At 73.9% G+C, this 23,306-nt stretch carries 16 protein-coding genes; 8 read left to right on the forward strand and 8 right to left on the reverse strand.

Going from position 1 to position 23,306, the window contains the following annotated elements; translation table 11 throughout:
• Positions 1-4: 4 nt before the first annotated feature.
• From QN157_10925 to QN157_10935, 3 genes are read left to right on the forward strand one after another with little or no spacing between them, the layout of a single operon-like run.
• Positions 5-1,438, forward strand: a complete 1,434-nt coding sequence (locus QN157_10925; GenBank protein MDR7556104.1) for a DCC1-like thiol-disulfide oxidoreductase family protein — start codon at positions 5-7, stop codon at positions 1,436-1,438.
• 26 nt (positions 1,439-1,464) lie between these two features.
• Positions 1,465-2,409, forward strand: a complete 945-nt coding sequence (arcC, locus tag QN157_10930; protein MDR7556105.1) for a carbamate kinase — start codon at positions 1,465-1,467, stop codon at positions 2,407-2,409.
• A gap of 38 nt (positions 2,410-2,447) precedes the next feature.
• Positions 2,448-3,635 carry a pyridoxal phosphate-dependent aminotransferase gene (locus QN157_10935; GenBank protein ID MDR7556106.1) on the forward strand — a complete coding sequence of 396 codons (1,188 nt, stop codon included), beginning with the start codon at positions 2,448-2,450 and terminating at the stop codon, positions 3,633-3,635.
• A 157-nt stretch (positions 3,636-3,792) separates the two neighbouring features.
• Here the strand turns inward: QN157_10935 and QN157_10940 are convergent, their stop codons facing one another.
• Positions 3,793-4,869, reverse strand: a complete 1,077-nt coding sequence (locus QN157_10940) for an ABC transporter ATP-binding protein (GenBank protein ID MDR7556107.1) — start codon at positions 4,867-4,869, stop codon at positions 3,793-3,795.
• 294 nt (positions 4,870-5,163) lie between these two features.
• On the opposite strand from QN157_10940, the gene QN157_10945 reads away from it, so the two are divergent.
• A complete protein-coding gene (locus tag QN157_10945) occupies positions 5,164-5,598 on the forward strand; it encodes a hypothetical protein (protein ID MDR7556108.1) in 435 nt (144 codons plus the stop codon).
• Positions 5,599-5,617: 19 nt separating this feature from the next.
• A complete protein-coding gene (locus QN157_10950; protein MDR7556109.1) occupies positions 5,618-6,700 on the forward strand; it encodes an isocitrate/isopropylmalate family dehydrogenase in 1,083 nt (360 codons plus the stop codon).
• A gap of 36 nt (positions 6,701-6,736) precedes the next feature.
• Here the strand turns inward: QN157_10950 and QN157_10955 are convergent, their stop codons facing one another.
• The 6 genes from QN157_10955 to QN157_10980 all read right to left on the reverse strand — a co-directional run bounded on the left by QN157_10955 (position 6,737) and on the right by QN157_10980 (position 14,287).
• Entirely contained in the window at positions 6,737-7,222 is a 486-nt protein-coding gene (locus tag QN157_10955; protein ID MDR7556110.1) for a helix-turn-helix domain-containing protein, read from the reverse strand.
• A gap of 181 nt (positions 7,223-7,403) precedes the next feature.
• The gene (locus tag QN157_10960) at positions 7,404-8,594 is read right to left on the reverse strand and encodes a hypothetical protein (GenBank protein MDR7556111.1); all 1,191 of its coding nucleotides are present in this window, start codon (positions 8,592-8,594) and stop codon (positions 7,404-7,406) included.
• A gap of 197 nt (positions 8,595-8,791) precedes the next feature.
• Positions 8,792-9,853 carry a M14 family metallopeptidase gene (locus QN157_10965; protein MDR7556112.1) on the reverse strand — a complete coding sequence of 354 codons (1,062 nt, stop codon included), beginning with the start codon at positions 9,851-9,853 and terminating at the stop codon, positions 8,792-8,794.
• 1 nt (position 9,854) lies between these two features.
• Entirely contained in the window at positions 9,855-12,182 is a 2,328-nt protein-coding gene (locus QN157_10970) for a M81 family metallopeptidase (GenBank protein ID MDR7556113.1), read from the reverse strand.
• A 165-nt stretch (positions 12,183-12,347) separates the two neighbouring features.
• Entirely contained in the window at positions 12,348-13,427 is a 1,080-nt protein-coding gene (locus QN157_10975) for an aminotransferase class III-fold pyridoxal phosphate-dependent enzyme (GenBank protein ID MDR7556114.1), read from the reverse strand.
• Positions 13,428-13,594: 167 nt separating this feature from the next.
• Positions 13,595-14,287 (reverse strand): hypothetical protein, encoded by a 693-nt coding sequence (locus tag QN157_10980; protein ID MDR7556115.1) that lies wholly within the window; start codon positions 14,285-14,287, stop codon positions 13,595-13,597.
• Between the two features lie 195 nt (positions 14,288-14,482).
• Between QN157_10980 and QN157_10985 the strand changes: the two genes are divergently transcribed.
• A complete protein-coding gene (locus tag QN157_10985; GenBank protein MDR7556116.1) occupies positions 14,483-15,436 on the forward strand; it encodes a DMT family transporter in 954 nt (317 codons plus the stop codon).
• On the opposite strand, the gene QN157_10990 is transcribed toward QN157_10985, so the two are convergent.
• Positions 15,437-19,162 carry an AAA family ATPase gene (locus QN157_10990; protein MDR7556117.1) on the reverse strand — a complete coding sequence of 1,242 codons (3,726 nt, stop codon included), beginning with the start codon at positions 19,160-19,162 and terminating at the stop codon, positions 15,437-15,439.
• On the opposite strand from QN157_10990, the gene QN157_10995 reads away from it, so the two are divergent.
• Together QN157_10995 and QN157_11000 are read left to right on the forward strand one after the other, a co-directional pair.
• On the forward strand, positions 19,090-19,983 hold the full coding sequence (locus QN157_10995) for a DUF3307 domain-containing protein (GenBank protein MDR7556118.1): 894 nt from the start codon (positions 19,090-19,092) through the stop codon (positions 19,981-19,983). The two genes, QN157_10990 and QN157_10995, sit on opposite strands and share 73 nt — an antisense overlap.
• A gap of 5 nt (positions 19,984-19,988) precedes the next feature.
• Complete coding sequence (locus tag QN157_11000; protein ID MDR7556119.1) at positions 19,989-23,294, forward strand: adenylate/guanylate cyclase domain-containing protein; 3,306 nt, start codon at positions 19,989-19,991, stop codon at positions 23,292-23,294.
• The last annotated feature ends 12 nt before the right edge of the window (positions 23,295-23,306 follow it).

Below are 23,306 nucleotides of genomic sequence, written 5' to 3' on the forward strand. Positions count from 1 at the left end.
GGGGATGGGCGTCCTGCGCGCTGTCGAACGCTACGTCACCCGCGAGCACGGGCTGATCGGCGCCAGCCTGGCCCGGATCAGCCTGGGCGTCTGGGCCGTGTACTTCTACCTGCTCCACTGGCCCGTGCGGCGCCTGCTGTGGGGCCCCGAGGGGTTCTTCCCCCACGACGCGTTCCGCGAGCTCGAGCCGGTCCTCAACGTCTTTGCGGTCAGCCGCGCCCCGCTCTATGTCGACGCGGTGCTGGCGGGAGGGCTCCTCCTCGCCCTCGGGGTGGTGCTCGGCGTGGCGCCGCGCGTCGTCCTGCCGCTCCACTGGCTGGTGCTCTGGTCGCTGCAGGAGCGCAATCCGTTGCTGACCGATGGCGGCGACAACATCATGCGCATCGCGCTGCTCTTCCTCTGCCTGACCAACACCGCCGCCTACGGCGCCGTCGGCGCAATGCCCCTGGTGGCACACGGTGTGGGGGCGGACCGCCGCGCACGGCAGCACCCGGCGGGCGGATCGCCCGGAGCGTGCCGCAGCCTCCTAGCCGCCGTCGGTCGGGCGGTGGCGGTCTGGCGCGCGCGGCTCGCCCCCGTCGGCCGGACCGCCGCCGCGTGGAGTGCCCGCTGGGCGGCCACCGGCCGCGCCGTCCGCGCCGTGGCGCACAACGCCGGCGTGGCCCTGATCGTCGCCCAGCTGAGCCTCGTCTACCTGAGCACCGGGTTCTACAAGACCATGGGCGAGTTGTGGCAACAGGGGACGGCGCTCTACTATATCCTGCGGGTGGACGAGTTCTCGCTGCCGGGCCGGGCGGAGGTCGTCTACCGCAGCACGCCCCTGGTGGTGCTGGGCACGTACGGGACCGTGGTGTTCGAGTTGATGTTCCTGCCGTGCCTGGCCAACCGCTGGACACGCTACGCGGTGCTCGCGACGGGCGTGGCGTTCCACGCCGCGATCGCCTACCTCATGGGTCTGGTGACGTTCGCCTGGAGCATGCTGAGCCTCTACCCGTTGCTGGTGACCGACGACGAGTACCGGGGGCTGGCGGCCTGGGTCCGGCGCCGGTGGGGCCTGCGTGTCTTCTACGACGGCTGGTGTCCGCTGTGCACGCGCAGCGCGCGCTGGCTGGCGCGGCTGGACCTGGCGGGCCTGGTGCGCTGGATCTCGTTCCGCGACCCCGGTGTGGCGGAGCGCTACGGGCTCGATCCCGACCGTGCCGCGCGGCGCATCCAGAGCCTGGATGGTCGAGGCCGGCGGCGGGAAGGCATCGATGCGCTGCTGGCCGTGGCCGTCCGCATCCCCCTGCTGTGGCCCCTGGTGCCCGTGCTGGGGGTGGGCCGGCTCGTCGCGGGGCAGCGCCTCTACGACGCCCTGGCGACGCGCCGTCTGATCGTGGTGCCGGGCGCGTGCGCGGCCCACTGTGCGGTCACGCCGCCGCGTGAGGCGGAGGGATAGGCGCAAGCGCGCAGAAGCCTCCGTGCATGCGTGGCCTGGCCGTCGTGGCCATCGGAGGCAACTCCCTGGTCCGCGACAACGATGCGTCGGTCGACGCCGCCCGGGCGGCGCTGGCCGAGACGTGCGCGCCGCTGGCGGCCATGGCGGCCGATGGCTGGATGCTGGCGGTCACCCACGGCAACGGGCCGCAGGTGGGGTTTGGGCTGCTGCGGGCCGAGGCCGCCGCGCAGGTTGCACCCCGGCAGCCGCTCGACGTGGTGGGGGCCGAGACCCAGGGCTCGATCGGGTACCTGCTCCAGCAGACGCTGGGTGCGGCGCTGGCCGCCCGGGGCATCCCCCGCACCGTGGCCACCGTGGTCACCCAGGTGGTGGTCGATCCCCAGGACCCGGCCTTTGCGCACCCGACCAAGCCCATCGGGCCGTTCTACCACCCGGTGGAGGCTGAGGTGCGCCGGCGCATGGGTTGGGTGATGGTGGAAGACGCCGGGCGGGGGTGGCGGCGCGTCGTGCCCTCTCCCGAGCCGCTGGAGATCGTGGAAGGCGAGGCGATCCGCGCCCTGGTAGAGCGCGGCGTCACCGTGATCGCCGCGGGCGGGGGAGGCATTCCGGTGGTGCGGGGCGAACGAGGCTACGTCGGCGTGGAGGCCGTTGTCGACAAGGACCTCGCGGCCGCCGTGCTGGCGCGTGTGCTCGGCGCCCGGCTGCTGGTGATCTCCACGGCGGTCGAGCACGTGGCGCTGCACTACGGCACGCCGCGGGCGCGGCCGCTGGGCCGGGTGTCGCTGGCCGACGTCCGGCACTACCTGGCCGAGGGGCACTTTCCGCCCGGCAGCATGGGCCCCAAGATCACGGCGGCAGTGCGGTTTCTCGAGAGCGGTGGCGAGGCCGTGGTCATCACGGCGCCCTGGGCGCTCGAGCGAGCGCTGGCCGGCGCGGCCGGCACGCACATCGTGCCCGACGGGGCGCCCTGAACGCAGTGTCGACAGGCGACCATAAGGAGGGATGTGGCGTGGACCTGGAGTGGGCGGCGCGCATGAGCACGCTGGGGACGGAGACCGCCTTCGAGGTGCTGGCCCGCGCCCGGCGCCTGGAGGCCCAGGGGCGGCGCATCATCCACCTCGAGATCGGTGAACCTGACTTCGCCACGCCGCCGCACATCGTCGAGGCGGCGATCCGGGCGATGCGCGACGGGTACACGCACTACACGCCCGCGGCCGGCATCTGGGAGGTGCGGGCAGCGGTCGCCGACTACGTGGCGCGCACGCGGAACATCCCCGTGCAGCCCGAGCAGGTGATCATCACGCCCGGCTCCAAGAACGTGCTGCTGTTCGCCATGCTGGCGCTGGTGAACCCCGGCGACGAGGTGATCTACCCCGACCCCGGCTACCCCATCTATGAGTCGGTGGCGCGGTTCGTGGGCGCCGCGCTGCGGCCGATCCGCCTGCGGGAAGAGCAGGACTTCGCGTTCGACCTCGACGAGTTCCGGGCCCTGCTGTCGCCCCGCACCCGCATGGTGATCCTGAACTCACCGCACAACCCGTGCGGCTCGGTGCTCGACCGCCGGACCATCGAGGCGGTCGCCGCCGCGGTGCTGCCCACCCGGGCGGTGGTGCTCTCCGACGAGATCTACGGGCGTATCACCTACGAGGGAACGCCGTTCAGCATCGCCAGCGTGCCGGGGATGCAGGAGCGCACCATCATCCTGGACGGGCTCTCCAAAACCTACGCCATGACCGGGTGGCGCGTGGGCTTCGGGGTGATGCGGCCCGAGCTGGTCGAGCGCATGGCCCAGCTCCTCATCAACTCCAGTTCGTGCGCGGCGGCGTTCTGCCAGATGGCGGCGATCGCGGCCCTGCAGGGCCCCCAGGACGCCGTGGACGCCATGGTGGCCGAGTTCCGGGCCCGCCGCCAGATCATCGTGGAGGAGCTCAACAGCATCGACGGCGTCCGCTGCCGTACCCCGGGCGGGGCCTTCTACGCGTTCCCCAACGTCTCGGCCATCGACGCCGACGCCAAGCGGCTGGCGGACTTCCTGCTGGAAGAGGCGGGCGTGGCCTGTCTGGCGGGCACGTCGTTCGGCGCGGGCGGGCAGGGCTTCCTGCGGTTCTCCTACGCCACGAGCCGGGAGAACATCCGCGAGGGGATGCGCCGGCTACGGGAAGCGCTGCCGCGCTATCAGCCGGCGGTGCGGGCGTAACGACGCCGCCCTCGCCCAGGCCGCGCGCCGCGCGGAGGGCGTGGGGCGTCCCGGTACCGTCGCACGGACGCGGCCTGCGGGCGAACGCCGGCACCCGGTTCCGGTCGCGGCTTGCGCCCTGTCCCGGTCGTGGCGCAGGCGTTGTCCCGGTGGCGGCTCAGGGATGGCCGCCGCGCGGCGCGTCCTCGCCGCCGGCGAAGACGATCCCGCGCCGGATCCCCACGGTGACCGTGGCGCCCTCGTCGTAGGGCGCCGACGGCGGCGCCTGGACCCGCACCGGCGCACCGTTGGCCAGCCGCACCTTGAACTCCACCAGGTTCCCCAGGAAGTTGCGTACCTCGACGCGTCCGGCCAGCCCCTCGTCCGCCGCGAGGTCGAGGTCCTCCGGGCGCACGGCCAGGGTGACGGCGCCGGACAGCCCGGCGGGGTTCTCCGCCTCGCACTCGTAGCCGTCGACTCGCACGCGGGCGGCGCCGGCCGCGCTGGCGCGCACCTGCGCTGGCAGGAAGTTCATCTGGCCGATGAAGTCGGCCACGAAGCGGGTGGCCGGCCGCCGGTAGATGTCGGCGGGCCGGCCGACCTGCACGATGCGCCCCTCGGCCATCACGGCCACCCGGTCGGACAGCGCCATGGCCTCGGCCTGGTCGTGGGTCACGTACAGCACGGGGATCTTCATCCGGCGCTGCAGTTCCTTGAGCTCGAAGCGCATCTGCTCGCGCAGCTTGGCGTCGAGGTTGGAGAGGGGCTCGTCCAGCAGCAGCAGGTCGGGCCGGCCGGCCAGCGCGCGCCCCAGCGCCACACGCTGCTGCTGCCCGCCCGAGAGCTGGTGCGGGTAGCGCCGCTCCAGCCCGCGCAGCGCCACCAGCTCCACGATCTCGGCCACGCGCGCGGCAATGGCGCTGCGCGACTGTCCGGCGACCCGCAGCGGGTAGGCGATGTTGTCGAAGACGGTCATGTGGGGCCAGACGGCGTAGTTCTGGAACACCATGCCCAGGCGCCGTCGCTCCGGCGGCACGAAGACCCCGGGACCGCTCACCAGCCGGCCGTTGATGGTGATCTCCCCCCGCGTGGGGTGCTCCAGGCCGGCGATGCAGCGCAGGGTCGTGGTCTTGCCGCAGCCGGAGGGGCCCAGCAAGGTGAAGAACTCCTCCGGGCCGATGGCAAACGACACGGCGTGCACCGCCACGACCCCGTCGAACCGCTTCCACAGATCGGACACCCTGACCGCTTCCATGCCACCGCTCCCGCACGTGCTGCGGCAGCCGCAGGGGCCTGGACGACCCGAGGCAGGCCCCACGGCCGCGGGATCCTCTGTTCCCGCGCCATCCGGGCTTCCCGTACGCCGGAGGCTCCGCAGGCAGCCTGGAGGACGTCCTTCCCCGCGCCATGCGGGCTTCCCTCCAGGCGACGGCACCGCCTGTAGGACGTGACGTTTGGTAGGCGTGGCGTGAACAGTTGTCGCGCCAATCTGTCCGCGGTAGGATGGCGGCGGCCCGCGGGCGTGCTGTCGCGGGGACGGAGGGGCGCGATGCCGCACGACCGGCGTTCTGGCGTCGACCTGCGCCAGAGCTACGAGATGGTGCGCAGGCTGTGGTGGATCCAGTGGGGCATCGTGCTGGCGCTCTGGGGGTTGGCCCCGCTGGTGCTGCTACCGGGGCGGGGACGGCCGGTGCCCGGCCTGGCGCTGATCTTCTACGCCGTCGGCGTGGTCGACCTCGCCGTGGCCTGGGGGATGCGCCTGCGGGCGGCCGCGACGCCGGGCACCCAAGAGGATCCCGCGGCGCGGTTGCGGCGGCTCCTGGGGCCGACGCTGGCGAGCGTCACGGTCTCGGTGACGCCGGCGGTGCTGGGCCTGGTGCTCTACCTGGTGTTCGGTGACCGCTCCGCGCAGCACGTGTTGACGGCGTTGAGCGTCGTGGCGCTCGGTATCGCACGGCCGCGGGCGGCCGACTGGGTCTCGTGAGGCGGAACGTGCAGAGGAGATGACGTCGGTGCGGATCGTCGTGCTCGAGGGCGATCAGACGGGGCAGGAGCTCCTGCTCGAGGCGCTGCGGGTCCTCGACCCTGCGGTCACCGGCCTGCCCCTGGAGTTCGAGCGGTACGACCTCAGCCTGGCCCACCGGCGGCGCACGCGCAACGCCGTGGTCCGCGACGCAGCCGAGGCGCTGCGGCGTCATCGGTTCGGCCTGAAAGCCGCCACCATCACGCCCGAAGGGCCCGACGACGTGGGCAGTCCCAACGCGCTGCTGCGCGAGTGGATCGACGCCACGGTCATCCTCCGCACCGGCCGGCGCATCCCCGGCACACGGCCGGTAACCGGTGTGGTGGCGCCCGTGGCCGTGGTGCGCATGGCGGTGGGCGACGCGTACAACGCCAGAGAGTGGCGCGCGGTGGAGGACGGCGAGGAGGTCGCCTACCGGACGACGCGCATCACCCGGCGGCACTGCCGGGCGGTGGCGGAGTTCGCCTTCCGGCACGCGCGCGCGCTGTCCGCCAAGGTCTTCGGCGGGCCCAAGTACACCGTCAGCCCGACCTACGAGGGGATGCTCAAGGAAGAGATGGACGCGGCGGCGCAACGGTACCCCGACGTGCCCTACGACCCCCAGCTCATCGATGCGGTGTTCGCGTTGTTGCTGCAGGCCTCGGGGGAGGGGTTGGTGATCCCCGCCCTCAACCGGGACGGCGACGTGCTCAGCGACTTCGTCCTGCAGCTGTTCGGCAGCATCGCCAGCGCCGAGTCGCTGGTGCTCAGCGTCGACGAGCAGCTCCGGCCCCAGGTGGTTCTGGCCGAGGCGCCCCACGGAACGGCGCCGCGCCTGGCCGGCCGCAACATCGCCAACCCCATGGCCATGATCCTGGCAGGCGCCGCCCTCCTGGCCTACCTGCCCGAGGCCCGGGCGGCGGCGGTCTCGCGCGCGATCTACGAGGCCACCTTCGAGGCCGTGCAGGCAGGCGTGCGGACGCTGGATCTGGGCGGCGATGCCACCACGACGGAGTTCACCGACGAGGTGATCCGCCGGCTCCGTCTGAAGCTGGACGTGTGGCGCAGCCTGGGGCGGGTGTAGAAGGGCGTCCCCCCGGGCCCGGTGCGGCGAGGCACCTCAGGGTCGACGGTACAGAAGGTAGCGCGCCAGGTGCAGGAGGATGTACCGGTCGGGCGGTGCCAGCCGGCGCGCGATCACGCCGAGCTCGGCTGCAGCCAGTGCGCTCCGCTCGAGCGCGGGCTGGGACCGTCCGCCGGCGGGCGCAGGCGCCTCGGGTTCGAACAAGGGCAGGCTGCGGCCGCGCCGCAGCGGGAGCTGGACGGCCACGGGTCGGTCTTCGTCGCCCGGCGGCGCGGAGATCTCCTCCACGTAGGCCATGAACGCCGCCGTACTGAGCCCCAGGGCCCGGGCGAGACGGGCGACGACGTCCGCCGACGGACGCTTGCGCCCCCGCTCGACGTCCTGCACGTACGAGCGGGAGAGGCGCGCCAGGCGCGCCAGGTCCTCGCGGGAGAGCGCGCGCGAGGTGCGCAACGTCTCGACCGCCCGGCCGAAGTCGAGCCGGGATCGGGGCTTGCGCGCACGTGCCGCGGGATCGGACATGGACGCCATCCGGCGAGCCCGCAGGCCCGCCGAGGCTCAATTGGCCGGCCGCCCCCTGGCTCCTGCCGCGACGGCAGCGGTGCGTCGGCGTCCGGGCGCGCAGATGCTGCCCGCCAGCCGGGCGCTCGGGCAGCTCTCAGTGCCGTGCCACGACCCCGCCGGCCGGGCGCTCCTGCGGCGCTCAGCGTCGCGCGGCCACGACCCCGCCGTCGCGGGCGGATGCCACGACGGGCCGGGCGACGTCCGCCAATGGACGGGCATCCAGCGCGGCCCATGCGTCGGCGGCGCGCTGCAGGGCCTGGCGGATCCACTCCTTGTCGCCCTCATTCAGGGGCACCCCGGCGCCCAGCTTGGCCCAGACCACCGTGTGGTAGAAGCGCAGCGCGGTGGCGGCCACCCACACCTCGCTGCGCACGCTGCCGTCGCCATTGGGGAGGAAGATGTCCCCGATGTTGTCGGTCCCGATGCGCACCGTCACGCCCGCGGCCAGCATCTCGAGGACGCGGGCGATGGAGTTGTGCACGGGCGCCACTAGCGGCCGCAGCTGGAACATGGAGAGCGCGGCCGTGGGGCAGCAGATCACGCCCACGTTGTAGCGCACCAGGTTCTCGACCAGGCGCTGGAAGCGCGCTTCCTCGTAGCAGGACGGCGAGATGGCGTGGACCGCCCACACCGTGGGGCCCACCTCGTCGGGCACCTCCGGCGCGCCCAGCCACCGCACCGCCTGGACGAGCTGCTCGGTCTCGTCCTCCCGCGGATCGTTGTCCTGGTCGACCTGGAAGTGCACGGGCTTGCGCAGCCGGTGGGCGAGCTCCAGCACCATGCGCACGTGCCCGTCGAACCCGACGCGGCCGTCGGCGCGGTCCTTCACCGGCAGGCCGCCCAGGACGTCGGCGATCTCGGCCGCCTCGCGGTAGGTCTCCCAGCGGTCCGGGTTGCTGGCGGGGTTCTTGAAGCCGAAGATGGGCGAGACGGCGATCTTGAAGGTCAACCGGCCCCGAAACTCGTCGCGCAGGCGCGCGGCCTGGTGGATGGCCACCAGGCCGATGTCCGGCGTCGCGTCGATGAACGAGATCACCTCGCGGACCCCGGCGGCCTCCATGCGCTCGAGCTCGGCGCGCATGCGGGCGTAGAGGTTGTCGGGCTGGTAAGCCGGTCCCTTGTGCAGCTCGCCGACCAGGATCTGCTTGACTCGCAGCGACAGCCCCGCCGCGCCCATGGGGTCGATGTTGGCGTGCTGGAGGAACTCGGGCGCGAAGGTGTTGGCACGGTCGAGGTGCGTGTGGGCGTTGCACCACCCGCCCATCGCCCGCACCAGCTGGTCCACGGCCTGGGCCCAGGCGCCGGCCCCCACGGCGTCCCGGGGGATCATGGCCGGCCTCCGCTCGCCGGCTCGCGGCGTGCACGGTGACGATGCGTGAGGGCGGGAACGTGCGGAAAACGCCACGCCCGCCGTAGCGGCGGGCGTTCCAGGTGCCGGTACGTCATCAGACCCTCCTTGTCCGCCTCACAGGGCGGCCCTTAAAGGAGTGATGTCGGTCAGACCATAGCACGTAGGGCGGACGCCGGTCAAGGGATGGCGTCGGGAGAGTCGGACCCGTCGGGAGAGCCGGCGGACGGGAGTGACAGTACGAAGGCCAGAGCGTCGCCGGCAACGACGCGAGGGAGCGTCCGCAGGAACAACACCCGTCCGGCGCGCACGGCCGGTACCGTGGCCAGCACGGTGCCGTCGGGGTGCCGCACCTCGCCGAGCAGCTGCCCTGCCTCTACGGGGTCCCACAGGTCGACGTGGGGCACGAAGAGGCCGCTCGTGGGACTCCGGTGGTCGGCCTGCAGGTGGCCGGAGGCGGGCTGCGGGTCCTCGACGACGTACGGTGCCGCGGTGGGGTAGGAGCCGTCGAGCATGCCCAGGTACGCCATCACCTGGCGCAGGCCCCCGACCGCCCGCGCCCGGTCCGTCGGCCGACACCGACCTTCGCCGCGCATCTCCACGTAGATGGCGGGGATCCCGAGATCGCCGGCTGCAGACAGCGTGCGTCCGGGCAGCACCGCGGTGCCCCAGACCAGCGGAGCCCCAAAGGCGATGGCGGCCTCGCGCTGCACCCGGCCGAGCTCCCCCTCGCGGAGCTGGTAGCCGGCCAGGTGGAAGATCGCGTAGGCGTTGCCGCCGCTGTGCATGTCGAGCAGGAAGTCGGCCTGCGGGAGCAGGTACGTGCGAAATGCGTGGGCGATGCGCTGGGTGGGGCTCCCAGCCGGATCGCCGGGAAAGGCGCGGGCGAGGTCCAGTCCATCCCACGGGCTCTCGCGCCGTGCGGCCGCGAACGCGGCGCCGTGCACCACGGGGATGCCCACGAAGATCCCTCGCAGTGCCTCCGGCTCCAGCGCGTCGAAGACATCCTGGATCGCCACGGTGCCCTCGTACTCGTCACCGTGGACCGCACCGCAGACCAGCAGCGTCGGGCCGGGCCGCGCGCCCGCGACGACGACGGCGGGGAAGGCCAGGTCCTGTCCATCGGGCGCAGCGGCGACGACCAGTGCGTAGCGGCGCTTGCCGGGTGCGGCGAGGGCGCGGACGTCGAACGCGCCGACGGGCAGGCGCTCTGGGGTGTGGAGCGCCATGTGGTGGGCCATCTCAGGACGCGCCTCCGTGTCGTGTGCGAGGCACCCCCGACCCGGGCACTACCCGGGCGCGGCGCGGGGCGCCCCCCTGGCGTGGTGGGCCGTCGTCGTCGCTCTCCGCGGGCCGATGCCCCAGGCGGCGGGACACCTCGGCGCAGGCCGCGCGCAGCGCCGGTGCCAGCCGGGCGATGCGCGCGCTGTCCATCCGCGACGCCGGGGCCGAGATGCTGATGGCCCCGACCACGCCCTCAGCGTCGAAGACGGGCGCGGCGATGCAGGCGGCATCGGGATCGGTCTCGCGCCGGTCGACGGCGTACCCTCGGGCCCGAACGTGCCGGAGTTCCTCCAGCAAGCGCGGAAGACTCGTGATGGTCCGTGGGGTCAGCTGCGGCAAGCCCACCTCTCGCAAGCGTGCGACGACCAGGGTTTCCGGGAGGTATGCGGCCACTGCCTTGCCCAGCGCGGTGGCGTGCAGGGGCGCCACGCTGCCCGGCGACTCGACGAACCGCAGGGGTCGGGGGCTCGGCAAGACCTCCACGTAGACGACATTGCCGTCGTGCCACTGGCCCAGGTTCACGGTGTCTCGCGAGAGGAGGTGCAACCGGTACAGCGCCGGTTGGGCCGCACGCCGCAGCGTCAGGCTGTCCCTGGCCGCAGCGGCCAGCTGGAGCGCGCGCAGGCCGAGGCGGTAGGCGCCCATGGGCCCGCGCTCCACGAATCCCCGGCTCTCCAGGGTGGCGAGCAGCCGGAACGCTGTCGCCTTGGGTAGCCGTGTGCGTGTGGCCACGTCACCCAGCGCCAGCGGGCGCTCGCTGGTCGCCAGGGTCTGGAGGATCGCCAGCCCGCGCTCGAGCGCCACAACGGCGTAGCGTCGCGCCTGGCTCACCACACGACCTCCGGATCGAGGGGCACGATGGGACGTCGCACCTTCCGGTAGGGGAGGCTCCGGAGGCCCGCGGTGCACACCCCCGGCGTCTCCACCTGGATCACCTCCCGGGCAAGCGCGCCGTAGGCGGCACGCCAGGCCACGGCCGACTTCACCACGATGATGTGGTAGGCTGCGGGGTCCACCCCCAGCGAGCGCAGTTCCTCGGCGTCGAACGGCAGGACCTTGCGTTCCCGCACCACGACGTGGATCCCGTCGGCGTCGAGGACCGCGGTCCCGCCCGCGCTGACCCGGCGGGCCGGTCATGTAGGAGCCGCGGTAGGTGAACGCGGCGCGCGCCAGCCGAAGGACCCGCGCGCGCAGGGGCACCGGCGCGCCGTGCCGGTCGTCGGTCTTGCCCCCGACGGTGACCTCCACCCAGGCGCCTTCCCCCGCGCGCTGCGCGGCTGCAACCGCATCGGCGTCGACGATGCTGACCACCGCGCGGCGCGCGGCTGCCCGCAGCAGCGCGTCGAGCACCACGGTGCCGTCGCCCGGTGCACCCCCGCCGACGTTGTCCGCGGCATCGACCAGGACCACGGGCCCGTCGCGCCGGGCCAGCGCCCGCGCGACGGCGTCGTCGGGCGGCACGGCGTGCACGCGGAAGCGATCGCGAGCCTCCCACAGCGTGCGCGCGAGATCGTCGGCGACCGCTTGCGCCAGCGTGGCGTCACCGTCGGCCGTGACCACCACGCTTGGGCCGGCGTGGGGAACGTCGGCGTGGGGAAACCCGGCAGCCACGGTGACGTTCAGGACGCCCGCGCCACGGCGGGCGATCCGCGCCCGGTCGAGGATCTCTCGCATCGGCGGGTCGTCGGTCGCCTGCCCCTGGGGTGGGATCAGCAGCGGTGGCTGCGCGTGCGCCCGTACCGGGCGGATCTCGCCCGCGAGCAGACGCTCCAACAGGTGGTAGACCTCCCGGCCCCGGTCGTAGGGATCGGCGTGGGGGTAGGTTGCGTAGCCCGCACAGACGTCCACCTGCGCCGCGCGCGCCGCCGTGGCGTTGGCGTGGTAGTCGAAGACGGCGCCGACGGGGATGGCCCCCAGGGCCGCCCGCACCGTCGCCAGGACCGTCCCCTCGACGTCGTCGCACCCCTCGGCTGCCATGGCCCCGTGGAGATCCAGGAAGACCGCATCAGGGCGCGCGGCGACGACGCGCTCCACCAGGCGCCCGACCAACGCGTCCTGCGCCGACGCACCCACCAGGCCCGACGGGAGCGCCCATGCGAAGAGCGTGGGTACGATCTCGACCCCGCGACCGGCGGCAGCGTCGAGGAACCCGCCAAGCGGCGTCCGGGTGCCGCCGAGTTCGGCGAGCATCGCGGCTCCCTCGACGAGGTGGAAGTCGTCCAGGGCGGTGAAACCCGCAGCGAACGTATTGGTCTCGTGCCAGAGGCCGCCGGCGGCGATGCGCATGGTGCTCACCGACCTCCGCCGGCGATCCGGGCTCCTGGGCCTGTCGGCACGGCCACGTCGCAGCCGGGGGGTGCGCCGTGGATCAGCCCCCGCGCTCGCGCCCTGCAAACTGCGGTACGGGCCAGGATCACCAGGGCCACACCCGCGGACACCGAGTCCTGCACGCTAGCCGGTGAGCGCCACAGCCGCTTCGGCGAACGCGTCGCGCGCCGCCTGGATGGTCTGCGCAACGTGCGCGTCGGTGTGTGCCGCGCAGAGGTACCACCTGCCCCCGGGCATGAGCCGGATCCCCCGGCGCACCATCGCCAGCGCGAAGCGGGCGTAGGCCCGCGTGCCGACGGTCCGCGCGTGTCGAGCGTCGGTGATCTCCGGGAGGTCGGTGATCCACAGGTGGAACACCGGGCCGGGCCCCTGGAGCAGTACCGGCACGCCCGCCGCGCGCGCCGCCTCGCGCAGGCCCTGCATGAGCGCACGCCCCCGGGCCGTGAGGTCCCGGCAGAGAGCGCCGTCGTCGGCAACCAGCACGTCGAGGGTGGCCCGGGCGGCGGCCAGGGCGGTCACGTGGCCGTTGAAGGTCCCGGCATGGACCACGGGGTTGTCCGCCACGGCGTCCAGCAGATCGCGGCGGCCGCCGACGACGCTGAGCGGGAAGCCGTTGGCGATGGCCTTGCCGAACACGCTGAGGTCGGGCCGCACGCCCAGCAGCTCCTGCGCGCCGCCGAGCCCGACCCGAAACCCCGTGATCACCTCGTCGAAGATGAGCAGCGCACCGTCCCGATCACACCACGCCCGCACAGCTTCGAGAAAGCCGGGGCGCGGCGGGATGACGCCCGTGTTGCACAGGATCGGTTCGAGGATCACCGCCGCCACCCTGCCGCGCAGCCGCCGTGCCGCAGCGTCCAGCGCCGCCATGTCGTTCCACGGGAGCACGGTGACGTGCCGGAGCGCCTCCGGGGGCTGCCCGAGGCTCGCCGGCCGGGCGGGGCCGCCAGCGTCGCCCGGCTCGAGCGCCGCGGCGTGGATGGTGTCCAGCCAGCCGTGGTAGTGCCCGTCGAAGCGGACCACCCCCCAGCGGCCGGTGGCTGCCCGGGCGATCCGAATCGCGGCGTGCACGGCCTCTGATCCCGAGGAGGAGAACCGCATCGTCTCCATGGACGGCACCGCGGTCCGCACGCGTTCGGCCACTTCGATCTCCAGCAGGTGCTGGCCGCCGAACGTCTGACCGCGCGCGAGCGACGCCACCACCGGCGCGGTGACCCGCGCATCAGCGGCGCGCGCGGTCCCACAGCTGTCTGGACGAGGGGAACGGGGGGAATCCTTGTTTCATTCCACGAAATCTTGAACCAGACCCGTGAAGCACCACCACCGCCCATCCGGTGCGTAAGCGCAGCAGGCGGGCCGGCGCCAGTCCATCACCGGGGTTGCACGGGCCGGGGCGTGCCGGGGGGCGTCCACCGGTCGTCGAGCGGGTCGCCGGGTGCACGCGGCGACGGCCGCGGAGGCCCGGGTGATGGCGAGGGCGGTGGGGGCGGGCGCCGGTTGCGCAACAGCACGTCGGTTTCGACCACCAGCGGCGGCGCGGCCGGACGCGTCGCGACGAGCGCCACGCGGACGCGGGCCACGGCGGCGGCCTCGGCCGCCGGATGCCCGTCGGCGTCGAAGTAGGCCACCGTGAAGCGTGCGATGGCTCCTGCGAGGTTGTTGGTGCCGCCGCCCACCCGCCGTTCGACCTGCTGCTGGCGCGCGTTGTGCTGGAAGCGCACGTCGTAGGACTCGGGGCCGCGGTAGGGATTGCCCGCCGGCACGCGAAGCGTCATGCGGTCGGTGCACAGCCCCGCGGGCGGACAGCCGGCGTCGGGGACCACCGCCTCGGCCCATCGGGCTTCTTCCGCGATGCGTTCGAGCGCGCGCCGGGCGTGGTACTGCGCGTCGAGCCCCTGTTCGAGGGCCGCGCCGGATCGCAACATGGCCACGAGGAACCCGGTCCAGGCGGCCGCGGCCAGGGCGGCCAGCCCCATGGCCAGCACGACTTCCAGGACCGTCAGGCCAGCGGGTCGCGCCCCGACGGACGCCCGAGCGGCTCGCGCGCCCCAAGGACGAACCATGACACTCCTTCCCTCCATCCCCACCGTCTGCCACGTGCCAGACGCGCGCACGCGAGCCGCGACCAGGAGGTGCTGCGCCTGCGTGCACGTGGCACCAGTGACATCGGCTGCAGACACGGCTCCGTGCGGGAGCAGCGCGACCCTCGCGCGATCGCACCCGCAGCCGCGGGGCCGCCCGGCGGCAAAGGTGCGACGATGATCGGCGAAGCTGCCGGCCTGGGGGCGGCCCTGGCGTTTGGCCTGAGCACGGTGCTCGCGCGGCGCTTCATGGTCGCGGTCCCGCCCGAGGCCGGCGCGCTGGTCAGCATCGTCATGAACGTGGTGGTCTTCACGGCGCTGGCGGCGGCGGTCGCGTGGCGGGGCGCCCTCCCGCCGGTGCACCCGGGGTCCGTTGCGCTCTTCGTCGCCGGAGGACTGGCCGGGACGCTGGTAGGCCGCAACCTCTCCTACATGAGCGTGGCACGTCTGGGGCCGTCGCTCTCCAGTACGGTGCGGTTGACCAACAGCGTCTTTACCCTGGCGTTCGGGCTGCTCATCCTGGGGGAGCTGCCCCGCCCGTGGCAGATCGCCGGCATCCTGGTGGTGACGGCGGGGCTGTGGCTGACGCTATGGCCGGCGCAGCCAGCGGCGAGGCGGGGTAGCGCTGCCGTCCGCTTCGCGGCCCGCGGGGGTCCGCGAGGGCTCGCGCCCATGCACACCACGACGCCGGACGGGTCTGCCATCAGCCTCCAGGGGCTGGCGCTCGCGGTCGTCAGCGCAGCGGCGTTCGCGCTTGGCGACACCATGCGCCGCCTGGCGCTGGTCCTGACGCCCGCGCCGGTGCTGGGTGCCGCGATCGGCGCATCGTCGGCGCTGGTCGCCCACCTGCTGTGGGCGGTGCGGCGGCATTCGGCCCGCTGGCCTGCCGCGTCCCTGGGCCGGGTGGACCTGCTGGGCAGCGCGGCCGCCAACACCGCGGCGCTGTTGTTGCTCTACGTAGGTCTCAGCCGCGCGCCGGCCGCAACCGTCGCCGCGCTGTACAACCTCCAGGTCCTGGTCGTGATCGTGGCCAGCCCGCTGGTGCTGCCCGGTCAGGAACGGATCACCCCCGGCCTGGTGGCGGGGACGCTGCTCGCCCTGGTCGGGACCGTCATGATCCTCTGGGGATAGTCACGACACGAAGGGCGAAACCCGGGGCGTGTGCAGGAACGCCTCGCGGGCCGGATCGGGCAGGGTGGCCGCCAGTCGCAGGAGGAGGTCGCGCAGCGCGATCCGATCGTCCGCGACGGGATGGAGGGCGAGGCGCAGCTCGTGCACCCGTCGGGCGGTGATGACGTCGCTGGCCTGCTGGCCGTACGCCTGGGCGCGGTCCAGGTGGGCAAGCGCCTCCGCCGGGCGCCGTGCATGGGCGGCCACGCGGGCGTCGAGGATGGCCAGCCCCGCCAGGTGCGTGGGCGCCGCAAACGTCTCCACGGCGGGCCGCCGGCGCTCCAGGTACCGCTGCAGGTCGTCGAGCCGGTCCGCCTCGAGAAGCCCCTCGCCGACGGGGAGTACCGCCTCGGCGTCGTCGGGCACGAAGATGCCGGTGGGGAGCGCGAGCAGCTCGTCGAGCACACGGTCGAGGGCCGAGCGGTCGTGCTCGAGCCGCGCGACGTACAGGTCGTAGAGCAGCGCGGCCTCGCGCCATGAGGGATGTTGGGTAGCGGGCACGGGTGCGACGTCGAGCGCACGCCGGGCCCGCGGGGCGTCGTCGAGCTCGAAGCAGACCATGCCGAGCCCGCAGAGGGCGAACGGCACGTGGATTGGCGCGACCTGGTGCAGGCGCGGGAGCCACTCTTCCAGCAGGTGCAGGGCCTCTCCCCACGCGCCCAGCCCCACCAGGCCGCGGGCGATGAAGGTGGTCGCGAAGGCCGCGCGCCGGGGGTCCTTGATCTCCTCGGCCAGGGCGTTAGCGGCGCGGCCGGCGCCGATGCCCTCTTCGTACCGCCCCCAGAACACGTTGATGACGCTGTGGTAGCTCAAGCTGGTGGCTTCGCGCTGCCGGTCCCTGGCCTGCCGCGCGACGGCCAGCGCTTCGTCGGCGGCGGCCAGTGCGCCCGGGGCGTCGCCCGCCGAGAAGCGGACCATGGCCAGCAGGTTGAGGGCCCGGGCCAGGCCGGACGGGCTGGCGGTCGCGCGGAGCGTCGCGATCGCTGTCACCAGCGACTCCGGCACTCCCCGGACCTCGCCGCGGTCCCAGGCGATGTTGACGAGGTCCACCGTCGCGTGGGCCAGCGTGGCGTCGTCGCCCGCGGCACGGGCCAGCACGGCCGCGCGCGTGTAGTGGGCTTCGGCGTCGTCCACCCGGGCGCGGCGGTGGTCGGCGAGCCCCAGCCGGGTTTCGAGGACGGCCTCCAGTCCCGTCGCACCGGCAGCCCGCGCGGCCTCCAGCCCGCGGGCGTAGTCGTCTGCGGCCGCGTCGTAGCGGCCGTCGAGCTCGTGCGCATCGCCGCGACCGAGGTAGAGCGGGGCCACGTCCGCGGGCCCGGCCCCGGCGCGCGCCGCGGCGTCGAGGGCCTGGGAATACAGGGCAACCGCCCGGTCCTTTTCGTAGAGCCGCAGGGCCTTGGCGCCGGCCCGCTGGAGGTAGCCGACGGCCCTGCTGTCGTCACCCGACTCGGTGAGGTGCTCGGCGAGGAGTTGCACGACCTCTTCGACACGCTCGCCCACGCGGGCCTCGATCCAGCGCGCGGCTTCGGCGTGCGCGCGCTGGCGCTGCGCCCGGGGCAGCATGCCGTAGGCCACGTCGCGAATGAGGATGTGGCGAAAACTGTACTCGGGCTCGCCGGCCATGGCGGAGGCGGTCCGACGCCCGACGAGGTCCTTGCGCGCCAGCGCGTCCAGGACGGTGACCACCTCCCCGGCGGCCAGGCCGGTGAGCTGGGCGACCGCCGAGGGCCAGAACGCGCGGCCTACGACGGCCGCCGCCTGCAGGACGCGGCGTTCGTCCGGCGGCAGGCGATCGATCCGCGCCGTCAGCACCGCCTGCACCGTGTCGGGAATGGCCGCGCCCGGCGCGCTGCCCTCCAGCAGCATCCGCACCAGCTCCTCGACGAACAGGGGGTTGCCCTCGGCGCGCTCGGCCACGGCCCGGCGCATCTCGGACGACAGGGCCTGGCTGCTGAGGGCTGCGGCCAGGTCCTCGGTCTCCCGCGGGCGTAGCGGCGGCAGGTGCATGCGGGTGCCGTTGCGGGCGGTACTCCCCCAGGCCGTGCGCCGTTCCAGCAGTTCCGGCCGGGCAAGGCAGATCAGGACGAGCGCGGCGCTCTCGGCGCGGCCCGCCAGGCGCTCCACCAGTTCGAGCGTCCCATCGTCGGCCCAGTGCAGATCCTCGAAGACGACGATCAGGGGGCGCGTCCCGGCCAGCGTCAGCAGCAGGGACGTCCAGGCTTCGAACACCCGCTCGCGCTGCGTCGCGGGGTCCGTCGCTACCCCGTCGTCTGCGCCGAAGGTGAGCAGCAGGCCGGGTAGAAGGTCGGCCCGCGTTGGCGCCTGCTCGTGGAGCCAGAGATCGAGCTTCGTCCGCACCGCCGTCGGCGCGTCGGTGTCGAGGATGCCGGCCTGGCCCTTGAGGATCTCGAGCAGCGCATGGTAACCCACCTGTCCGCCAAACGGCGTGCCGCGCCCACGCAGCACCAGCGGCCGTGGCGCAGCGTCCCGCACCTCTGCCAGGAACTCGCGGAGCAGGCGGCTCTTCCCCACGCCGGGCTGGCCAAGGACGGTGACGAGCTGGATCGCGTCCTCGTCCCGGGCGCGCGCGTACACGTGGCGCAGCAGGCCCAGTTCGGCGTGCCGGCCGACCAGCGGTGCCACGATGTGGCGGACCTCAGCGGGCTCGGGCCGTGGGGCGACAGCCTCCCATACCACGAGCGGTGCGGCCTTGCCTTTGACCGACAGTGGGGGGACCGGTCGGAACTCGATGCCGCCCGCCGCCAGGCGGTAAGTGCGGTCGGCCACCAGCACCGTGCCCGGCGCTGCCGTCTGCTGGAGGCGCGCTGCGGTCGTGACTGCGTCGGAGATGAGCACGTCGCGTTCGAACGTGGAGCCCGACGCCGCCACCACCTCGCCGGTGGTGATGCCGACCCGGAGCTCCAGGCGCAACCCGTGCGCGGCCTGCAGATGGTCGTTCAGGGCGGGCATGGCATCCCGCATGGCCAGGCCCGCGCGCACTGCGCGCTCGGGGTCGTCGTCGTGCGCCGCCGGCAACCCGAACACGGCGAGCACGGCGTCGCCCAGCAGGTTGGCCACGCGTCCCCCGAAGCGCTCGACGGCGTGCTCCGCGACCCGGTAGAACTTGCCGATGACCTCCCGCGCCTCCTCGGGGTCCAACGCCTCGGTCAGGCCCGTGGATCCCACCAGGTCGGCGAAGAGGACGGTGACGATCTTGCGTGCTTCTCCCAGCACGACGGCAGGGCCGGTGCCGGCTGCGGGCTGGAGGGGGATCCCGCAGGTCGGGCAAAACCGCGCGTGCTCGTCCACCCGTGTGCCGCACTCCGGGCAGCCCCGGCCCTGGGGGGTGCCGCACCGGGCGCAGAACCGGGCGTCGGGCGCGTTGGGCGCGCCGCAGGCGCGGCAGGCGACGGTCTCCGAGGACACTGTCCGTGGGATTCGGGGCCACGGCCCGATTTCCTGGGCGCCGTCTGCTCCAGGCCCGAAGGTGGTACCGCTGGGGGAGCGCGGGACGCGGTGTCGCCCTGCGACCGTGCGCTGCGGCAGGGCGTGCGGCGCTCGGCCGCCTCGGTAGACGTCGCGCCCACGCCCCTGCCGTTGCGGCCGGGGGCGGGATGGCCTGCAGACGCTTGCAGGCTGTCCGCCCAGTGCAAGCGCGCCCTGTGGTCGACACGGTAGACGCGGCACTGCCTCCGGAGCTTACAGGCTGTCCGCCAGGGGACGGTGCAGTGCGCAGGGCGCGGCGCCGGTGTGGAAAGCGGGGCATTGCAGGATATTCGCCAGGCGATGGCGCAGTAGCGGTAGCACGGCGTGCCCATCGAGGTGCCGGCCTGCCCGCGTGGCTCTATTTCGTCCTCGCACACCTCATCGCTGACTTCGTCCTGCAGCCATACGAGCTGGTAGAGGCGAAGCGACGGCCGCCGGGGTTGGTGATCCACACGGTGATCCACGCGGCGGTCACCGCGGTGCTCGTCGCGCCGTTCGTGCGGATCTGGCCGGTGCTGCTCGCGCCGCTGGCCGTCGCGCACTATCTCATCGACCGGTGGAAGGTGGCCGCCAGCCCCGCACGCGGTCCGGCGTCGCTGGGCCTCTTCCTTGCGGATCAGGCGTTGCACCTGGCCGTGTTGGGCCTGGCGGTGACCGCCGCGGGCCTGCCCCTGGGCGCGGAGATCATCTACCGGTCGCCGGCGACGACGGGCGTGCTCTACTACGCCGTGCCCTACGTCGCCGCCACGTTCGCAGGCGCCATCATGACGTTCCAGGTGGCCGCCGCGTTCGCCACCCGTGCCGAGCCCGTGCAGTGGCTGCTGCCGCGGCTGCGCGTCGAAGGGATCGCCGCGCGCGGGCTCGCGCTGTCGCTCGTGCTGTTCGCCGCGCCGGTGCTGTGGCCGCTGGGCGCGCTGCCCTTCGTGCTGCGTGCGGTCGCCGATCGGCACGAGCCCGGCCCCTGGCTCGAGGCGGCGACCGGCTACGGCCTCGCCCTGGGCTTGGGCGTGGTGTTCCGCTAGCCGCCATGACGACGCCGCGTCCCGAGGCGGGCAGCCAGCGCCGGATCGTCACGGTGCTGTTCGCCGACGTCGTCGGCTTCACGGCCATCGCCGAGCGGCTGGACCCTGAGATCGTCACCGATGCCATGAACGAGGTGTTCGCGCTGCTCGGCGCCGAGGTGACGGCGGTCGGCGGCCACGTCGACAAGGTCATCGGCGACAGCCTGATGGCGCTCTTCGGGGCGCCCGTGGCCCACGAGGACGATGCGCGCCGCGCCGTGCGCGCCGCCCTGGCCATGCAGCGCGCCATCGCCGCCCACGGGGCGGCGGTCGCCGGGCGGCTGGGCCAGCCGGTGCGGCTCCGTATCGGTCTCCACACCGGGCCGGTCGTGTGGGGACAGGTGGGGCCGGCGGGCGGTGCGCAGTGGACGGTGATGGGCGACGCGGTGAACCTGGCGTCCCGCCTGCAGCGCGCGGCGCCGGCAGGCGGGGTGCTCGTCTCCGACGCCGTCTACCGCCAGGTGCGCGACGCGTTCCAGTGTCGCTCGCTGGGCACCCTTGAGGTGCGGGGCAAGGCCGAGCCGGTGCCGGTCTACGAGGTGGTCGCTGAACGGCTCGAGGTCGAGCCCATCGCGCGCCCGCCCTTTGTCGACCGTGAACCCGACCTGGCCGTGTTGCGCGACCTGTGCGCCCGGGCCATGCGCGGGCGGGCCCAGGTGGCCGTGGTCGTCGGCGATCCCGGCGTCGGCAAGACGCGGCTCGTCGAGGAGTTCGTCGCGCACCTGCCCGAGGGCACGGCGGTGCTCCGCGCCTCCTGCCCGCCCTACGGCGGACAGAGCCTGGCGCCACTGGCCGAGCTGTTCCGGCAGCTGGCCGGCTTGCCGCCGCAGGTCACGGTGGCGGACGTGGCCGCGCGCATTCCGCTGGGCGACCGCGCGCACGACGCGGCGGGCGTCCTCAGCCGGCTGTTCGGGCTAGCCGACGTGCCGCCCGACGAGGCGGCAAGCCGGGAGACCGCGCTGGTGCTGGCCGCGGAGGCGATCCGGCGCATGCTGGTGCGGCCGACGGTGGTCTGGATCGAGGACCTCCAGTGGGCCGACGCGGGAACCCGCGAGGTGCTGCCCTTCTTCGTCGAGCGCCTGGCCGCGACGCCCATGCTGCTGGTCGGGACGCTGCGCGCCGGCGACGCGCCCCCGGGCTGGGGCCTTCGCACCGCCGCGCACACGCTGCAGCTCGAGCCGCTGGAGGACGCCGACGCGCTGCGCCTGCTGGACGCGCTGGTGGGGGGCGCGCTACGGCCGGCGGTGGCGCGCACCATCGTCGGCCGCGCCGGCGGCAACCCGTTCTACCTGAACGAGCTGGTGGCCACGTTGCGGCATGCCGGCGTCATCGTCATCGACGCCCAGGGCCAGGTGCAGGTGCGTGGCGCAGTGGAGGGTGTGCTGCCCGACAGCATCCAGGCAGCGGTGCTGGCGCGCCTGGACCGACTGCCCGGACCGGTACGGGACCTCGTCCAGGTCGCGGCCGTCGCCGGCACCGCGATCACGCGCTCGCTGGCGGAGGCACTGGCCGCCGGTGCGGACGCAGCCGGCGCGCTGGCGGCGCTCGAGGCGGCCGACCTGCTGACGTGCCCGGATCCCCTGGCGCCCGACCCCGTCTACCAGTTCACCCATCCGCTGGTGCGCGACGTGGCGTACGCGAGCCTGCTCACCCGGCACCAGGCGGCGCTCCACCTGCAGGTGGCCGAGGCCATGGAGCGTCTGGCGGGCGCCGAGGCCGAGGCGATGGCCAAGCCCATCGGCATTCACTTCCTGCGGGGCGGCGCGCCAGCCCGCGCGCTGCCCTACCTGCACCGCGCGGGCATGCAGGCCGCTGAGCGGTATGCCGTGGGCGAGGCCGTGGGGCTGCTCGAACAGGCGTGCGCCGTGGCCGCCGACGTCGGCGACGGGGCGCGGCGCGCGGCGATCTGTGAGGTGCTGGGCGAGCTCTACCCGCACGTGCAGGGCAGGAGTGCCCAGGAGCGCCTGGCGGTGTGGCAGGCCGTGATCGACCACGTCGATCCCGTCCGGGAGCCCGTGCGTGCGGCCCGGGCGTTCATCGAGGCGGCCAACGCCAAGGTCCTGCTGAACGCGCCCGACGAGGCCCAGGCACTGCTGGGACGCGCCGAGGCGTTGCTGCCGGCGGAGGATCCGCTGTGGAGCGAGCTGCACCGCGTCCAGTCGCGGATCCTGCTGCTGCCGCCGCCCCGCTACGAGGCGGCGCTGGTCGCGGCGCGGCGCGCGGTGGCGATCGCGGATCGGGTGGGCGGCCGGCGAGCGCGCGCCCTGGCCTATGGCCAGCTGTCGCATCCGGCGTTGCTGCCGCTCTTGGGCGACGAGGGGCCAGCCCTGATCCGCGCGTGGGTGCGGCAGGTCGAGGAGGCACGTGACGACCGTCTGCTGGGCGAGGCCACGCTGGCGCTGCTCAGCGACGCGTGGACCCGCAGCCAGGTGGACGAGGAGATGATCCGGCTGGGATACCGCGCGCTGCGGCACGCCGAGCAGGTGGAGGCGACCAGTGACGAGGCCCGCGTGCGCACGTTGTTGGGGTGGATCGAGTTCCTGCGCGGGAACTGGGAGCAGGCGGACGCCCACCTGGAGGGTGCCCGGGCGCTGGTGGAGGAGGCGGGCGGACAGGTGCACGAGTTCGGCACGCTGATCGTGCTGCCGTACTTCCGCGGCAACCTGGCCATGGCCCGCGGCCGGCTGGAGGATGCCCGTACGATCTTCGAGCAGGCCCTGGCGCGACCTCGCTTTCACGCACCGATCTGGCTGAACCACGATCTGGCGCGCGTGTACCTGCGGTTGGGCGACCGTGATGCGGCGCGGACGGCCATGGCCCGCGCGCTGGAGGCCCGCGACCGCCTGGCGTGCATCGTGTGTGGCTGTCAGGCGAACGGCGTCGCGGCCGAGTTCTTCGCCACGCTGGGCGAGGTCGAGGCCGCCGCCCAGGCGGCGCAGGTGGCCGACGAGGTGGCGGGGCGGGTGGGCCACGTCGTCACCCAGGTGCGGGTGGATCGCGCCCGCGCCCGTCTGGCGTTGCTGGCGGGGCAGGCCGGGCTGGCTTGCGCGGCCACCGACGCCGCGCTGGCCAGGCTGGCCGCGCTGCCGATCGCCCGGCCCTACGAGGTGGGACAGGTACAGGTGGTGGGCGGCGAGGCCCTGCTGGCCGCCGGGGATCGCGACGGCGCTCTGGGCGCCTGGGAAGCCGCCCGGGCGGCGTTCGACCGGCTGGGCGCGGCCTGGGACAGCGGGCGGGTCGCCGAGCGGCTCGCCGCTGTCGGGGGTGAGTGAGACGAGGACCGG

This window comes from Armatimonadota bacterium (assembly GCA_031459855.1).
Classification (GTDB): Bacteria; Sysuimicrobiota; Sysuimicrobiia; order Sysuimicrobiales; family Humicultoraceae; genus Fervidifonticultor; species Fervidifonticultor primus.

Excerpts from the sequence above, each read along its gene's own strand:
- QN157_10925 (MDR7556104.1), top strand. The coding sequence starts at position 5 with ATGGGCGTCCTGCGCGCTGTCGAACGCTACGTCACCCGCGAGCACGGG.
- QN157_10980 (MDR7556115.1), bottom strand. The coding sequence starts at position 14,287 with ATGGTTCGTCCTTGGGGCGCGCGAGCCGCTCGGGCGTCCGTCGGGGCG.
- QN157_10955 (MDR7556110.1), bottom strand. The coding sequence starts at position 7,222 with ATGTCCGATCCCGCGGCACGTGCGCGCAAGCCCCGATCCCGGCTCGAC.
- QN157_10940 (MDR7556107.1), bottom strand. The coding sequence starts at position 4,869 with ATGGAAGCGGTCAGGGTGTCCGATCTGTGGAAGCGGTTCGACGGGGTC.
- QN157_10950 (MDR7556109.1), top strand. The coding sequence starts at position 5,618 with ATGACGTCGGTGCGGATCGTCGTGCTCGAGGGCGATCAGACGGGGCAG.
- QN157_10965 (MDR7556112.1), bottom strand. The coding sequence starts at position 9,853 with ATGGCCCACCACATGGCGCTCCACACCCCAGAGCGCCTGCCCGTCGGC.
- QN157_10970 (MDR7556113.1), bottom strand. The coding sequence starts at position 12,182 with ATGCGCATCGCCGCCGGCGGCCTCTGGCACGAGACCAATACGTTCGCT.
- QN157_10985 (MDR7556116.1), top strand. The coding sequence starts at position 14,483 with ATGATCGGCGAAGCTGCCGGCCTGGGGGCGGCCCTGGCGTTTGGCCTG.
- QN157_10960 (MDR7556111.1), bottom strand. The coding sequence starts at position 8,594 with ATGATCCCCCGGGACGCCGTGGGGGCCGGCGCCTGGGCCCAGGCCGTG.
- QN157_10995 (MDR7556118.1), top strand. The coding sequence starts at position 19,090 with ATGGCCTGCAGACGCTTGCAGGCTGTCCGCCCAGTGCAAGCGCGCCCT.
- QN157_11000 (MDR7556119.1), top strand. The coding sequence starts at position 19,989 with ATGACGACGCCGCGTCCCGAGGCGGGCAGCCAGCGCCGGATCGTCACG.
- QN157_10945 (MDR7556108.1), top strand. The coding sequence starts at position 5,164 with ATGCCGCACGACCGGCGTTCTGGCGTCGACCTGCGCCAGAGCTACGAG.
- arcC (MDR7556105.1), top strand. The coding sequence starts at position 1,465 with ATGCGTGGCCTGGCCGTCGTGGCCATCGGAGGCAACTCCCTGGTCCGC.